Origin of the sequence: Silvania confinis, from assembly GCF_025564085.1 — a bacterium.
In the GTDB taxonomy this organism is placed as follows: Bacteria; Pseudomonadota; Gammaproteobacteria; order Enterobacterales; family Enterobacteriaceae; genus Enterobacter; species Enterobacter confinis.
Window position 1 is genome coordinate 820,218 of record NZ_JAMGZJ010000078.1, and the last position, 14,320, is coordinate 834,537.

A 14,320-nucleotide genomic window follows, 5' to 3' on the forward strand; every position below is an offset into this window, starting at 1 on the left:
TGTAGGGTTATTACGGGTTCACAAAGGTGTTCTTTACCCGCGTCGAACGCTTAAAGTAGGGCACGAACAGCGCAGTCACCAGCAGGGGGAAGAGCAGTTGACGCACTGCCAGCGCATCGGAGACCGGTGAAAAAGCAAAGGCCTTCACCGCCAGTAATACGGCGACAAGCAGCCAGATAATATAATGCTTAGGCACTTTCTGACGGCGTTTAAAAAACGCAATGGTCAGCCACAGCGTGTAGTACCACATGCCGATCGCGAAGGAGAAGGAGATAAACCACATCACAATTTCAGACGTATTCTGTGCACCCAGCGATTTTAACGCATGTGGGGTAATTAATGCCGTGGTGTAAAGCAGCAGCGCCAGGGAGGCACTCAATAAAGCCACCAGCAGCCAGGCAAGCGGGGCGAGTAACCAGCCACCAATTTTTTCTCCAGCCGTTGTGCTCATGTTCTCTCCCGAATAGTCAGCGTCAAAGCGCGTGCAGCAAAATTAGCAGGGGCGAGATTATATAACATTTCAGTTGAATGACTACTTTTCTTATTCTACGAAGTGCCAGACCGCCTTAGGAACCTCGCCAATGTTGAACAGACGCCCACCGGAGACCAGCTCGGCGCGGCGGTGATCGGCGGCGCGGTACATGCTGATGATCTCCTGATGATCGCTCAGGGTATAGTTAAGGTGGTCAAACAACTTTTCCAGGCTTTCCAGTGAATTTATTTTGCGAAATTTTAATAAATAATCTTGCACGGTCATCTTAATCGTTTTCCATATATACAGTAAGTCATCCCGACGAGGTATTTGGTTTGAATATTAATCGGATCCAAAAAGGCGTAAACAGCGGTATCCGCCCGTCGGCAAAATTAAGAGTTTTCTTTGCTGATAAATCAGGCGTCGACTGACGCCTGCAGAAGGGTAACGCTGTTCATGACGGCTGGCAATCAGCAACTGGCATCAGCTGTGGTTATTTGGGGGGGTATGTTGCATCACGCTATTGACCGGCTCTGGTGGCTGGTAGTTATCAATCTGGCTGGCGATACCCAGCAGCACCACCGACACGCCCAGAACAATCCACCCTGCTAACTCAATAATTCGATTAATAATTGTCGTCATGATTCGTAAATTTGATTTGTCCATAAATACAGGTTGAGAATTTTACAGCGCACCCGGCCTGCGGGCAAGCGGTTTACAGGATGATTTATTATTTTATTCAGCAGGTTATAAATGTTAATTAGAAATTACTGATTGCAAGTGTTGTATTTCCCCGGCATACCCCAGATTAAACTATTGTGACCTATGAAGAGATCGAGTGGAATAAACGTGTAAACAGACGAGAGGCGACGACATGAGTGACAAAATCCGTGTTGGATTAATTGGTTATGGCTACGCGAGTAAAACGTTTCATGCCCCGCTGATTGCCGGCACCCCGGGGATGGTGCTGGCGGCGGTGTCCAGCAGCGACGCGACAAAGGTTCATGCCGACTGGCCGACGGTGCCGGTGGTTTCCGAGCCTAAGCATCTGTTTAACGATCCGGATGTCGATTTGATCGTCATCCCGACGCCGAACGATACTCACTTCCCGCTGGCGAAAGCCGCGCTGGAGGCCGGTAAGCACGTCGTTGTGGATAAACCCTTTACCGTGACACTGTCACAGGCACGCGAGCTGGATGCGCTGGCAAAAAGCCTCGGTAAACTGCTGTCCGTGTTCCATAACCGCCGTTGGGACAGTGATTTCCTGACCCTCAAGGCGCTGATTGCCGACGGTTCGCTCGGCGAAGTAGCCTTCTTTGAGTCCCATTTTGATCGCTTCCGTCCGCAGGTGCGTAATCGCTGGCGCGAGCAGGCGGGCCCGGGCAGCGGCATCTGGTACGATCTGGCCCCGCATCTTCTCGATCAGGCCGTCAATTTGTTTGGCCTGCCTGTCAGCCTGACCGTCGATCTGGCCCAACTGCGGCCCGGCTCGCAGGCCACGGATTACTTTCATGCGGTGCTCAGCTATCCGCAGCGTCGCATCGTGCTGCACGGCACCATGCTGGCGGCGGCGGAGTCAGCGCGCTATATCGTTCACGGCACTCGCGGCAGCTATGTAAAGTACGGACTGGACCCACAGGAAGATCGTCTGAAAAATGGCGAACGTTTACCGCAGGAAGACTGGGGCTACGACATGCGTGACGGCGTCCTGACCCGCGTTGAAGGTGAAGAGCGCGTCGAAGAGAGCTGGCTGACGCTACCGGGCAACTACCCGGCATACTATGCGGGTATCCGCGATGCGCTGAACGGTGACGGTGAAAACCCGGTCCCGGCCAGTCAGGCGATTCAGATTATGGAACTTATCGAATTGGGGATGGAATCCGCCAGACATCGCGCGACGCTCTGTCTGGCGTAATGTAAAAAGCCCGGCGCGATGCCGGGTTTTTTATTATCCCTGTGCAACCTTATCGCGCAGGGCTTGCTTCTCGGCAGGCGTTAAAAAGGCCATCTCCAGCCCGTTGATCTGCGCCTGGCGGATCTGCTGCTGGCTCAGCCCGGCCAGCGCTGCGGCAACCGTATATTCATGAATAATATCCACGCCCTGAACCGCCGGATCGTCGGTGTTCAGCGAGGCTAAAACCCCATGTTCAAGGAAGGTTTTCAGCGGATGCTGCCCCAGGGTCGCGACGGTGCTGGTCTGAATATTCGACGTCAGGCAGGATTCAATCCCGATGCGCTGCTCCGCCAGGAAATCCATCAGGGCTCTGTCTTCCACCGCTTTGACCCCGTGACCGATACGCTCGGCACCCAGCTCGCGGATCGCCTGCCAGATGCTCTCCGGGCCTGCAGCTTCACCGGCATGTACCGTGACGTGCCAGCCGGCGTCGCGGGCGCGGTTAAAGTGCGAGAGGAACAAGCTGCCCGGGAAGCCCAGTTCATCACCGGCCAGATCGATGGCGGTGATCTGATCCCGGTGGGCCAGCAGCGCCTCCAGCTCCTGCAGGCACGCGGCTTCGCCAAAGGTACGGCTCATGATGCCAATCAGACGCGCTTCAACGTTAAAGGCTTTGCAACCTTCGCGGATACCCGCAATCACCGCTTCAACCACACCTTCTACCGGCAACTGGTGGGTCATCGCCATATAGCCCGGCGAGAAGCGCAGCTCAACGTAGTGCAGGCCATTGCGGGCCGCATCTTCGATGTTCTCATACGCCACACGACGGCAGGCATCCAGCGAGGCCAGCATCTTCACACCCCAGTCGAGCTTGCTGAGGAAGCTGACCAAATCCGGTTCGTTTTCGGTGACCTGAACATGCGGGAGTAACGTTTCGAGCGTTTGGGCGGGCAGGGTCAAATTATACTGATGCCCCAGGTCGAGAATGGTCTGGGCACGAATGTTGCCATCAAGATGGCGGTGAATGTCAGTTAACGGCAGGCGGGAATCAATCATGGTCGCACTCTTATAGTTAAAGTAGTGCGGCCCATTATACTACAGCTAATTAACTTATTAAAAATGCTGAGAAATTCATAGGCCTGCAGAATGTTAGGGGCATATAGGGGGCAATTAGCCTAATTTACTATTTAAAAGCTCCACCTGGTCCCGGTCTTTATCCCCCATCCATTTCGAGTAAACCTTATACACCATACTGGCGTCAGCATGTCCCATCTGGCTGGCGATAAAAGAGGGGATCGCACCCGCAGACAAGAGCCAACACGCGTAAGTATGGCGAGACTGATATGGAACGCGTCTGCGTATGTCCGCTTTTTTTAAACCCAGCCTCCAACTGTAGCCCAGCGCGTTTTTTGAATAATATGGATTTGGAACGGCAATTTTAACCACCGGACGAAACACGAACCTTACATGCTGCTGTTCAGTGCTCGCATACGCACGATGGTGAAATACGATTTCAGTCGCCTGGTCTGCACCCGTCAGGTGAAACTGATCTCTTAACGCCCCGAGGGCAGGATCCAGCAATGTAATTGTGCGTTCGCCGGCGGCCGTTTTTGGCGGCCCAAACTGGTCGTAATTGTTCAAATTCCGGTTAACGTGAATTTTCCCACTGACCAGATCTACATCATCCCATCCCAGCGCGCAAAGCTCTCCATGACGAAGACCTGCGTAAAAGGCCACTTTCCATAAGTTAACGACTGAAGCCGGTAACACCGAAATTAATCGCTCGTACTCCTCCATAGTGAGAGGATCTGGCGCTTTCCGTGGACGCTTTAAAGCTGGGATATCTTCAAAAGGGCTGTTGGAGATAATCTGGCTACGTTTGGCAAATTTCAGCATGGCGCACAAGGTACGGATTTGCTCGTTCACCGTCGCTGGTGCCCGGCCTGTTTTATTCAGGTGTGGCACGACTTCATTGCGGACTTCCCCCAGCAACAACTCTTTCCGGTATCTCAGAATATCCATCTGTTGAATATCGGCGATCGGCGTTTCGCTACCAACGACCCGCAGCAGTATCTTGATTATGGACTGCATGTTTCGTGTTGATGAGTAGGTCATCTCCAGCTCTTTTGTTCCGCTGTACTCATTACAAAGTTCCTGGAAGGTATTAATCCGTAATGTGGTTGAAAATTTTTTTGCTGATTTAGAACCAGGAAACTGCAGGCCGTAATCGAAAACACCCATCTGAATATCACTGGTGATCTTTGCTCTAAGCTGGCCTGCTTTTTTTAGGTTGGCGTTCGTCACCAGCCAGCCTTTCAGTGTTTCCCGGCATCGAACGTCTCGGTAAATGAACCATATCCGAATCTTGCCATTGTGAATTTCAACACCCGTTGGCGCCACGTCACTGCTCCTGAACGAAACTGTTTATCTTTGGGAAGTTGTACCAAAGCGTCGCCCGAGGAGAGCTGTTATCTCCTTCAGTCTGGGTGACACGTTTAAAGTGGATGCCCTCGATCCAGCGGTGCGCTCGATAGCAGGTGATTTGCCGCTTTGAGAGCCCGGTTCTCTCGCACAGTTTGGCTTCCACAACCCACTCTTCGTTAAAAATTACCTGTGCCATCTTTCACCTCAGGTAACCGACATCAGTATAAAGATGCCGGTTGTTGATAAATGATATTTCGATATCAGGCGACCTGACCTGGAAGGGATCGCAGGCGGCGCATGCCGGTCATCGCCGTGGCCACGTAGCTCGCCTTACGGTTGACCACCTCCACCCAGACCTTCACGCCTTCAACTCTCACCGTGTACGTCTCTTTCATCTTGCTGCGACCGTAATCGCCGTAACGTTCCTTGTGGGCAGCCAGCGCGAGTTCGCATGCCTGGCGCGCCAGAGGGGATTGCTTGCTGCGGTTAATCAGTTTCATGGTCGGCTCCTTCGATACGCTTAAACTCAATCACCCAGACCCACGGATTAGAATCGAAACTCCCGGCACCATTGGCCTTATCCCACCACGCTTTAAAACCGTGCATCTCTGGGCATATGCCCACCGGGACGCCAGCGATCGCATAATGCTCTGCATGGTTAAAGGCGCGCCCCGCAACGGAATCGCAGTCCTCGAGCATGTCGCCAAGGTTATCCAGGAGGGCCGATTCATCAGCCGCCTGAAGGCGCTCGACGCGAACCGCTGTTACCTCGAGGGTTATGCGGCTTGCGGCGCGTGGCATTACTGCGCCGGATTGTGGCCGCGTCCAGTCACCCCATGCTGGCTCACCATCCGCCCAATACCAGAAATCCGGGACTTCATGCGGCACCGCCGGGTCGAAAAAGTTAAATGAGTCGAGACGTGAAAACGGTTCTCTGACGAAAAGATGATCGCCAACAGCTCCGAACGGGCACAGATACACTCGTTCACTGGTATCAACCCATGGCCCATCAGTTACTTTCGCCAGGCCATCTTCGTCAGGCTGCACCTTCATCACCCGCCGAACCTGCGTCATGCTTCGATCAAGCAGGGCGCGCACCTGGTATTCGTTGAAAATCATTCCACGCTCTTTCATGCTGCACCGCCTTTGCGACGTATAGCCATCCTGGCCCTGTTTTTAACCAATCTTGCTTTGCGTTGTGTGGGTGTTTCACGTTCGCGGGCGCGGGTGTTTGATTCACGATTCCTGCGCCGGCGAGAAGCGATGGAGTCTTCTTCATCTTTGGTATGCAGTTGTGGCCCGACATCTGATACCTGAGATATGGCTGCGTGGCAGGCGTTCAGTCGTTGTAATTCTTCGCGGATTACATCAATGCAATCTCTTGAGTCCATTAAGTAATCTTCGCCGTGAAGCCGATCCTGCTCTTTTTCTATGGCCGCGATAAAGGCGTTAGCGATATGCTCTGGTTCAGATTGAGGGGCCGTCAGCGCTGCCAGCGCGATTCCAAATATCACCTTTTCTTTGTCGGCTATCTCGACGCCCGGAAACCGTTCAGCGTGCTCGATACATCCCTTCACGTACTCAACCAACTGCTCTTTGGTGAAATCAGTCATTCCAGGCCTCCAGCTCGTTCTGAATCTCTTCATCGATCTCGTCGTTGCTGGCCTCTTCATTGAGGTAGCTCAGCGCTTCCTTCCGGTACTGCTCACGACGCTTACTGTCATACCAGACCGAAAACTCCGGAGACCAACCACTGTCATTACCGTTTTCAGTAAAGAAATCATGCATTGCGTTGTTGTAGGCCAGATTTTCCACCATGCAGTCGGCCGTTATCAGGGCGCACTCACGGATGTATCCGCGCAGATGGTGCTTACGCCAACAAAGACTGAATTTCGAATCGCAACGGCCCTTGAACTCAACTTGCCAGCGGCGGATGCAGCGTGCTTTTAATGATTTACTCATTTCGTTACCGGGAGGGCGAACCCTCCCGCCTCCCTTAGGCCACGTATTCCGGTTTCATATCTGCCAGGGTGATGCTGAACTTATCGTGCAGCTCGTCGCCCATATGTCGTTTCGCTGCCGCTAGCACGCGTTCAGCTTCCGCGAACTGCTCAGCTGCGCCCGGTTCGCCAGGCTGTGGCAGAGAGTTGATTGCCGCCTCGACCGCATTGCGGTGTTTCACGAGGTGATAACGGCGCGTCGCCTTGTTCTTCAGCTCGGTGAAAAGGGTGGTTCCGAGAGCAGCCTTTGCCTCATTGATTTCATTACCGACGATGGTGGCGGTTTCCAGCGTCTCAGCGGCATCAATGCGATCCCGGAAATCATCGGCCAGGCCATCGATATTGGCGGCCGATTCCTGTGCGCTATGGGTGGTTGTTACGTTGTCACCAGAGATATCGGCCAGGCTTACGCGCTGTGGCGCCGGGTTGATCTCCTTCTCGGTGCGTGGTTCAACTTCATCCGGGCTGTAAACGCCGAGAATGACCTCAGGGCAATAGAGGCGCGCCCAGTACTTCACCGCGAGATAGGCGATCTGCTGCTTGGGTGCCGTTTTCCACAGTGGGGAGTTACGGGTGGTGATATCAGCCAGGTAGATGTCCTCACCCCAGGTAATATCGGTTTCGCCGCGAAGCACCGCGCCAACGCGGATAAACAGGCCCAGCTCATTGCGATCGCCTTTTGCTCCGGCAATCCTTTCCCAGTCACCGCCGTATTCGTAATGGAAGCGGCCGACGATGGCGCTGGAGCTGGAAATCACGGCATTCACCAGCTGTGCTTCGTAGCCCAGCACACCGTTGACCAGATGCGTTTTCTGCGCGACGGCGTAAGGGTTCATGCCCCACTGCATAGCCTGCATGACGATCGCCATGCAATCGGCTGGTTTCCCCATCAGATGCTTGGGAACAGTGACGGCAGATTGGGCCATCAGCTCAGCGAAGGAACTCAGCTGCCCATAGCGCAACAAAACTGGCGGAACTTTTATCTACCAGTGCAATGAATGTGAGTCACTGGAGAAATCGTAACGGTGGACAAGTGCCACAGGGCCGAGTTCTTCCGATTTTTAATGCTACCGGCGTAACTCCCCACGAACTGCGCCCCGATCTCTACCCAAACCCGACTGACGGGTTACCGAAGTAAGGAATGTAACTATGCAATCACTTACGTATCAACAGAGTAACGGGTTCAATCCGGCAGCGCTGATAAATCGCGCTCAACCAAAACTAGGTGTCAGCTGTTGCTCCCTTCGTGATGCCGTTCGGGCATGGTCAGCAGTAGCCGGGCAGGACGTTGTATCGGCCCTGATCGTTGAAGAGTGGCGCCGGGATGGTGGCGAGGGTATCGACTTTCCTGCAGATCACAGCCGTGCCCGGCAGAAGCTGTTCCGCTTCCTGGATAGCTAACAGCCTCATTGCCGACAAAACGACGCTGAAGGTAAAGCACGTTTCCGAAGCAGTGCTGAGCCTTGCCTATCGGAACATCATCATCCTGCGCCGCATCGGGCAAACCAGATACATAGGGATAAATACCCACCTGGATAAGTGGGCTTACACCAAGCCGAATTGTGCACGGTGCCCGGCGGCATTCCCGGCTGCTGAAGTTGTCACATGGGTTATTACCATCCCTGAATTCGGGGATAGTGTTTTCCCCCCTCCAACCATCCCTGAAAACGGGGATAACCATCCCCAAAAACAGGGAAAGGGATCCCTGAAAACAGGGAACACCAAAGACATTCTTCCAAAGACAAATATAAATACAGATCTAACCCCCTCTAACCCCCCAGGGGGGAAGGTGAAGTTTGACCCGCTTAGCATCCCGGTTCCTGAATGGCTGGATGCGACGTCCTGGGGTGAGTGGGTTGCTTATCGCCAGCAGTCTGGCAAAGCGATTAAAACCGAGCTGACCGTCACCAAGGCTTTCAGCCTGCTGAAGCAGTGTCTGGACGAGGGACACGATCCGGTGGCTGTGATTAACGCCAGCATTGCCAACGGCTATCAGGGCCTGTTCAAACCAAAATTCGGCCTCAGCGGCCGCAAGGCGGGTCGGGATGTAAATCAAATTTCCCAGCCAGGTAAAACCATTCCATCAGGCTTTAGGGGGTAGCGATGAAAAACGTAACCGGAACTGGTGGTGCGCTTGAGCGCCTCAGGAAGTTCATCCCGGCCAGTGTGCAGCCGAAGTTTAACAGCGTCGAAGAGTGGCTGGTCTGGCAAGAATCCGAAGGTCGTAAGCGCTCGGAGGAAATCGACAAGGAAAATCAGCGCGCCCGTTCAGAGAAGATCTTCGGTCGTGCTGGCATTCAAGCACTTCACCGCAGCTGTTCGTTCTCAAACTACGAAGTAACAGGCCCTGAGCAGCGTCAGGCGTACAGCATGGCGAAGAGCTACGCGCAGAATTTTGGCGGCGGCGGATTCGCCAGCTTCGTCTTCAGCGGCGCGCCGGGCACCGGGAAGAACCATCTGGCGGCTGCCATCGGCAACCACCTGCTGGTTGCTGGCCATTCCGTTCTGGTGGTGACCATCCCTGACCTGATGCTGCGTGTCCGCGAGTGCTACGACGGTGGCCAATCTGAATCATCGCTGCTGAACGACCTGTGCAACGTCGATCTGCTGGTGCTGGACGAAGTGGGGATTCAGCGCGGTTCCAGCGGCGAGAAGGTGATTATCAACCAGGTGATCGACCGCCGTCTCTCTTCCATGAAGCCAGTTGGCATCCTGAGCAACCTGAATTACGAAGAGCTGGTTGCTACTCTCGGCGCGCGCGTAATCGACCGGCTGCGCATGGACTCTGGCGTGTGGGTCAACTTCGACTGGGCGAGCTACCGCGGCAAAGTGTCGCACCTGCGAGCTGTGGGCGGCAAGGGGGGGCAGATGGCCAGTAACAACTTTTGGACAATCATTCGCACCATCCAGCACGGCGGTGAGATCACCCCGCGGCAGGTTTGCCGGTTGCTGGGCTGTGACAGCAAAAAAGTCTATAGGCTGCTGTAGCATTTGGTTCGAGAAGAAGAAAAAAGGCTCCTTCGGTTTTTGTTTAAATGTTGAAAACAGAAGCTACAGAGAGAAGTATGATTTTTAGACTGGAAATGCTCGACAAGATGCATATATGAGTTTGACTGGATGCTTACCAATCAGGTTCGTCAACAGAAAGGAGCATGCGAAAAGAGATTTGTATATACTACATTGCACATTAATGATAAATTTTAGCTGTTTAAAAACGTTTTATCGGTTTTATGATTTTCCAAAAACATAATTTTAAGGGAACGAAAGTATGTATACGCCATTAATTAAAAGTTTTAGCATGTTCAATGCTTGGGGCGATAATAGGTTAACTCAAATAGACTTTAGGAAAAGTGTGACTTTTCTTACCGGGTTCAATGGTACGGGCAAAACGACTTTATTAGAGTTGTTAAATTTTTCTTTAGCTGAGCCGATGGCTATTTCTCCAGATTATAAGAATTGGTGTACAAAAGTATTACTTAAGCAGAATATTGCGCTTTTTGCATTTGACTTGGGGAGTTCAGATGATAAAAAACATAATAAAATTAATTCTAGCTTGCGTAAAGTACAACACAAACCTGAGCTTGAGCATTTAAAGTTGATGGATTTTTATAATGCAGTGTTAAAAGGGGTTCAGGGCTATAAAAAAAATAAAAATAATGTGACATCGATGGTAAGTAATAATTCAGCTTCAGAAAATGATTCCACCGAAGCTGCAAGGGTTATTTTCGCTAGAAGTGACAATCCTCATGGAAAAAAAGAAGTTAATGAGTTGGTGTCGCCAATTTATTACCGTGAAGAAGTGTTCATGGATGCTGATAGACCTTATACCAAAAATGCAGAAAGTCAAAAAACAAATATTTATGACAAGAGTATATTGTTGGATTTCACTTTAAAAGAATTACTTGTCGACTTCCTTTCTAAAGAAAAAGAATTAGCATCCAATGTTGCATTGGAAAAAAATGATAACACCATGCTCTTCAATGAAATTAATTCTCTTCTATCTGGCGATGGTATAGATAAGGATGTGGCTTTCAAATTAAAACAAAACTTTTCCTCACTGGTAAAAAAAGAAGTTAATTATAAGTTTGAGTTCAAGGAAGATGTGATAAAAAAGTTTGAAAATATAGTGGAGGAATTTTTCAAGTGTACTGAAAAAAAAGTATGCAGAGATTCTAGGGGATTATTGGCATTAAGAGATAGCAAGGGGAATGTCGTAGAATCATCTAATTTGTCTCGAGGTGAAAAAAATATCCTTATTCTACTCGTTTTAGCATTTCTTTCTCATGATGAAAAAAAGGTTTTTATTTTAGATGAGCCCGATCTAACTCTCCATATGGAATGGCAAAAGAAAATTATAGTGAGATTGCTGGAGTTGGCACCTAAATCTCAATTTATAATTGCAACCCACTCGCCTGCCTTATTCATGAATGATGTTGATTTTGATGTTATCAATATAATGGATGTTACAAATTATGAGTAATGGTAACGTAACTCTCACAAGCGAATACTTGGATGCTTCAAATCGTCTTTATCCTTTAACGAATAAAAGGAATATCCAGGTATTTGTAGAGGGCGACCCTGATGTGCGTTTCTGGGCTCCTTTGTTTAATAGATACAATGATAAATATAATATTAATATTAGTAGGGCTTTTGAAGTTCCTGCTACTGATGGCAAAGCCGCTAATGGATGCTCACGAATAGCCAATTTAATTAACACAGGGCAATTAACACTAGGTAAAAACTTGATAGTCTGCTTAGATAGCGACTATCGTTTCATCTTAAATGATTATAAAGATGGTTATGAATTTGTTCCTAACAACAAATATGTTCTTGAAACAGGGGTCTGTGCTAAGGAAAATGTGATATCAGCACCTGAAGGTTTGAAAGAAATAGTGCAAAAATCAGTTAGTCTAACAACGTGGTTTCCTAACCTCGATTTTAGATTATTATTTAAGTCTCTTTCTCGTTCTTTATTTATTTTGCAGTCACTACAGCTTTATTACATTAGAAATGACATTGGTAAAGTCAAGGCGGTAAACCAGAAATTGATTTCAGAGTTGACTTTATTGCAAGATAAAATCCAAGAGCTAAATTATACTGAATATGAATATAAACACTTCAATAAAATACTAAGGAAAATGAAAAAAGAAAGTTTAATATTCTTCAAATCCAATCTTGAAAAGTCTGAACGTAAGAATTTTAGTAGGTTTTTGATGGAGATACACTCTAGGATGGAAGGGTATGATAATGCAATATATTTCGTCAGAGGGCATGATTTTAATGATTTTGTATTAAAAGAACTTATTGGTCGCGGCAGTTATCTTTTGCTGGAACAAGAGAAGCAAAGACGGATTGCAATGAAAGATAAAGAGGGCGTAGCTCAGTTATATAAAGAGGCAATAAGTGCAATGAGTCTCGTTCAATGTCGAGAAGACTATTCTTTTTGTAGGCACTTTAAAAATGCCTTAGTAAAAGTAGATGCTATTCTTGCTGCATAATGCGGTTTTGTGAATTTAAATGTTTCTAATTAATTGTATGTTATGCTCAACTACCATTGTGTAGAGTTGAGCATTTTTACACTTTACCTGAATGATATGTAATTATTGATGAGGTCCTTACCACTCCTTCGATATCTTTAATTCGTGCCGGTGTAAATACATATTATCAATGCTATGGCCGATAATCTCCCTCATCAATAAAATACTTATAAGTTTCTTGTGAGCCTTTCGATGATCTCAATTATCTTGTTTAGGGATGATGTTAATTAATGCCAAACATCCTAAATAAATAATGCATTGATGCTAAGGTGTCCGAATTTAAGCATTTTAAATGAAAGTCATAAAGGTAAATATATATATTTCTCTTTAAGCATTTCTATGATTCCCTTAACAAGGAGGTGCGTTATAATATAAAGATGCTTTAAGGGGGCTTATTCGCGGAAATAACAACAAAGTGCTTGCGTCCTGATGTGGAAAACTGAACCATTTGATTGGTTTTTTTAATCACTTAGTCTGTATGTGCAGTATTCTTACAGTTTACAAAATTTAAGTCCTGTGTCAAAAATACAAAATTTTACTGGCAGAATTCTAAGTGATATTCATTATAGGCTTTCAGGATGCTCAACTCGTAAAAATAACCGTGGCTGGTTATAAATCATGTATGTCATAACTGTTAACTGCATTTATGCAAAAAGTAAAAATCTCATTTAAATCATATTCTTATGATGGTTTTTGTAAGATTTTTCTCAGGTGCAAACTAAAGATAAATGAATGATTACTGTTTATATATACAGTATTCTGTTGTATGGTTTAGACATTACAGTTATAAATAGATTTTTCTTCCGGCGAACCTATTAGGAAATTTGCACCATTTGTTTTTTGGATCTGTAGAGTGAGGATTTCTCCCTGCCGGGAGAGGGTGTTTGTGGATAGCAAAGTGAGGAGGTTGATGTGACAGAAAAACAGGAGCAGGATGACTGGTACGACATTATTAGGCGTTCAGACGGCAAGCTTGTTGGTTCAATGTCGTTTGAAGGGCGATGTCTCGTTTACACCAGGAATGGGATGGTTTCATGTCGCCCGCTGCTGGAGGATGAAGGGATTTTCAATCTGTCGACCGGAACACGCTTTCTTCGCCGCCTTGGCTACCGCCTCGCTCAACCCTCTGATATTATGATATCAACGGACTGAACACCCGTTGACCTGATGCGCCACGGAGAACACCATGGCGCAGTTACAACTCATCAAGCAGTCCTCAGGAATCCTGATCCCCGCAACGCCGGAGACCAGAGAATTACTGCAATCAAAATTTAAGCTCGGTGCCGTGCTGGTGGCCGAGTTCCGACAGGTCCGTAACCCGGCCTTTCACCGTCGCTTCTTCGCACTACTGAATCTCGGCTTCGAATACTGGGAGCCAACCGGCGGCGCTATCTCCTCGAACGAACGCAAGCTGATCACCGGCTATGCGAAATTCCTCGCCTCGTTTGGCGGCAGCGAAGGCACGCTGCTGGATGCTGCTGAGCAGTATCTGGAGCAGGTTGGCAGTCGCCGCATCACCAATGGAATCAGCCTGTGCAAATCCTTCGACGCCTACCGCGCCTGGGTGACCATCGAATCTGGGCATTACGACACCATCCAGTTGCCTGACGGTACCCTTCGAAAACACCCCCGCAGTATCGCCTTCGCCAACATGGACGAAAGCGAGTTCCAGCAGCTGTACAAAGCCGCGCTCGATGTTCTGTGGCGCTGGATATTGTCACGGACATTCAAGCACCAAAGCGAGGCTGAGAACGCCGCTGCGCAGCTGGTGAGCTTCGGGGGATGGTGTTGATGAAATCCTCATGGTTCCAGCATACCGATTGCACCACTGCGCAGGCCGAAGAGCTGATGGCGACATATCGGGCGCGCGGCGTTGCCGTTGAGCGCAGCCTGAATCCCGATTACATCACTTGGACCGTCAGCGCCAGGCTGCCGGAAGCACGGCGCCAGAAACGTACGCCAGGGACATTCCGCCAAAAGGTCTGGGGGTGAT

The 14,320-nt window shown here is 49.2% G+C and carries 17 protein-coding genes and 4 pseudogenes; 10 read left to right on the forward strand and 11 right to left on the reverse strand.

Going from position 1 to position 14,320, the window contains the following annotated elements:
- Positions 1 to 10 precede the first annotated feature (10 nt).
- The 3 genes from M8013_RS21835 to blr form a co-directional block, all read right to left on the reverse strand.
- A complete protein-coding gene (locus M8013_RS21835; RefSeq protein WP_271269850.1) occupies positions 11 to 451 on the reverse strand; it encodes a DUF2569 domain-containing protein in 441 nt (146 codons plus the stop codon).
- A gap of 90 nt (positions 452 to 541) precedes the next feature.
- Complete coding sequence (gene ydgT / locus M8013_RS21840) at positions 542 to 757, reverse strand: transcription modulator YdgT (protein WP_271269851.1); 216 nt, start codon at positions 755 to 757, stop codon at positions 542 to 544.
- Positions 758 to 955: 198 nt separating this feature from the next.
- Positions 956 to 1,102: a division septum protein Blr gene (gene blr / locus M8013_RS21845; RefSeq protein ID WP_271270178.1), complete on the reverse strand. Its 147-nt coding sequence runs from the start codon at positions 1,100 to 1,102 to the stop codon at positions 956 to 958.
- A 244-nt stretch (positions 1,103 to 1,346) separates the two neighbouring features.
- Here blr and M8013_RS21850 point away from each other — a divergent pair, with 244 nt between their 5' ends.
- Complete coding sequence (locus tag M8013_RS21850) at positions 1,347 to 2,387, forward strand: oxidoreductase (protein ID WP_271269852.1); 1,041 nt, start codon at positions 1,347 to 1,349, stop codon at positions 2,385 to 2,387.
- A 33-nt stretch (positions 2,388 to 2,420) separates the two neighbouring features.
- Here M8013_RS21850 and add read toward each other — a convergent pair whose 3' ends face one another.
- The 8 genes and pseudogenes from add to M8013_RS21890 all read right to left on the reverse strand — a co-directional run.
- Entirely contained in the window at positions 2,421 to 3,422 is a 1,002-nt protein-coding gene (gene add / locus M8013_RS21855; RefSeq protein ID WP_271269853.1) for an adenosine deaminase, read from the reverse strand.
- Positions 3,423 to 3,536: 114 nt separating this feature from the next.
- Positions 3,537 to 4,766: a tyrosine-type recombinase/integrase gene (locus tag M8013_RS21860; RefSeq protein ID WP_271269854.1), complete on the reverse strand. Its 1,230-nt coding sequence runs from the start codon at positions 4,764 to 4,766 to the stop codon at positions 3,537 to 3,539.
- 1 nt (position 4,767) lies between these two features.
- Complete coding sequence (gene xisR / locus M8013_RS21865; protein WP_271269855.1) at positions 4,768 to 4,986, reverse strand: excisionase family protein; 219 nt, start codon at positions 4,984 to 4,986, stop codon at positions 4,768 to 4,770.
- A 64-nt stretch (positions 4,987 to 5,050) separates the two neighbouring features.
- Positions 5,051 to 5,290, reverse strand: a complete 240-nt coding sequence (locus M8013_RS21870) for a DUF4060 family protein (RefSeq protein WP_271269856.1) — start codon at positions 5,288 to 5,290, stop codon at positions 5,051 to 5,053.
- Positions 5,277 to 5,924: a hypothetical protein gene (locus M8013_RS21875; protein WP_271269857.1), complete on the reverse strand. Its 648-nt coding sequence runs from the start codon at positions 5,922 to 5,924 to the stop codon at positions 5,277 to 5,279. The genes M8013_RS21870 and M8013_RS21875 overlap by 14 nt, the downstream gene beginning before the upstream one ends.
- On the reverse strand, positions 5,921 to 6,403 hold the full coding sequence (locus tag M8013_RS21880) for a hypothetical protein (protein WP_271269858.1): 483 nt from the start codon (positions 6,401 to 6,403) through the stop codon (positions 5,921 to 5,923). The genes M8013_RS21875 and M8013_RS21880 overlap by 4 nt, the downstream gene beginning before the upstream one ends.
- A complete protein-coding gene (locus tag M8013_RS21885) occupies positions 6,396 to 6,752 on the reverse strand; it encodes a hypothetical protein (RefSeq protein WP_271269859.1) in 357 nt (118 codons plus the stop codon). The genes M8013_RS21880 and M8013_RS21885 overlap by 8 nt, the downstream gene beginning before the upstream one ends.
- A 34-nt stretch (positions 6,753 to 6,786) precedes the next feature.
- Positions 6,787 to 7,743, reverse strand: a pseudogene (locus M8013_RS21890) (RecT family recombinase); the annotation flags it as partial.
- On the opposite strand from M8013_RS21890, the gene M8013_RS21895 reads away from it, so the two are divergent.
- The 9 genes and pseudogenes from M8013_RS21895 to M8013_RS21935 all read left to right on the forward strand — a co-directional run bounded on the left by M8013_RS21895 (position 7,707) and on the right by M8013_RS21935 (position 14,319).
- The gene (locus tag M8013_RS21895) at positions 7,707 to 7,928 is read left to right on the forward strand and encodes a YdaS family helix-turn-helix protein (RefSeq protein ID WP_271270179.1); all 222 of its coding nucleotides are present in this window, start codon (positions 7,707 to 7,709) and stop codon (positions 7,926 to 7,928) included. The pseudogene M8013_RS21890 and the gene M8013_RS21895 overlap by 37 nt on opposite strands.
- An 11-nt stretch (positions 7,929 to 7,939) precedes the next feature.
- A pseudogene (locus tag M8013_RS21900) lies at positions 7,940 to 8,188 on the forward strand (regulator); the annotation flags it as partial.
- Positions 8,181 to 8,891, forward strand: a pseudogene (locus tag M8013_RS21905) (replication protein); the annotation flags it as partial. The pseudogenes M8013_RS21900 and M8013_RS21905, both read left to right, overlap by 8 nt.
- Before the next feature lie 2 nt (positions 8,892 to 8,893).
- A pseudogene (locus M8013_RS21910) lies at positions 8,894 to 9,640 on the forward strand (ATP-binding protein); the annotation flags it as partial.
- Between the two features lie 418 nt (positions 9,641 to 10,058).
- Positions 10,059 to 11,270: an AAA family ATPase gene (locus tag M8013_RS21915; RefSeq protein WP_271269860.1), complete on the forward strand. Its 1,212-nt coding sequence runs from the start codon at positions 10,059 to 10,061 to the stop codon at positions 11,268 to 11,270.
- Positions 11,263 to 12,288 (forward strand): DUF4435 domain-containing protein, encoded by a 1,026-nt coding sequence (locus tag M8013_RS21920; RefSeq protein ID WP_271269861.1) that lies wholly within the window; start codon positions 11,263 to 11,265, stop codon positions 12,286 to 12,288. The genes M8013_RS21915 and M8013_RS21920 overlap by 8 nt, the downstream gene beginning before the upstream one ends.
- A 951-nt stretch (positions 12,289 to 13,239) precedes the next feature.
- Entirely contained in the window at positions 13,240 to 13,479 is a 240-nt protein-coding gene (locus tag M8013_RS21925) for a hypothetical protein (RefSeq protein ID WP_271269862.1), read from the forward strand.
- Positions 13,480 to 13,513: 34 nt separating this feature from the next.
- Positions 13,514 to 14,119 (forward strand): DUF1367 family protein, encoded by a 606-nt coding sequence (locus tag M8013_RS21930; RefSeq protein ID WP_271269863.1) that lies wholly within the window; start codon positions 13,514 to 13,516, stop codon positions 14,117 to 14,119.
- A complete protein-coding gene (locus tag M8013_RS21935) occupies positions 14,113 to 14,319 on the forward strand; it encodes a hypothetical protein (RefSeq protein WP_418939555.1) in 207 nt (68 codons plus the stop codon). Before M8013_RS21930 ends, M8013_RS21935 begins: the two co-directional genes overlap by 7 nt.
- The last annotated feature ends 1 nt before the right edge of the window (position 14,320 follow it).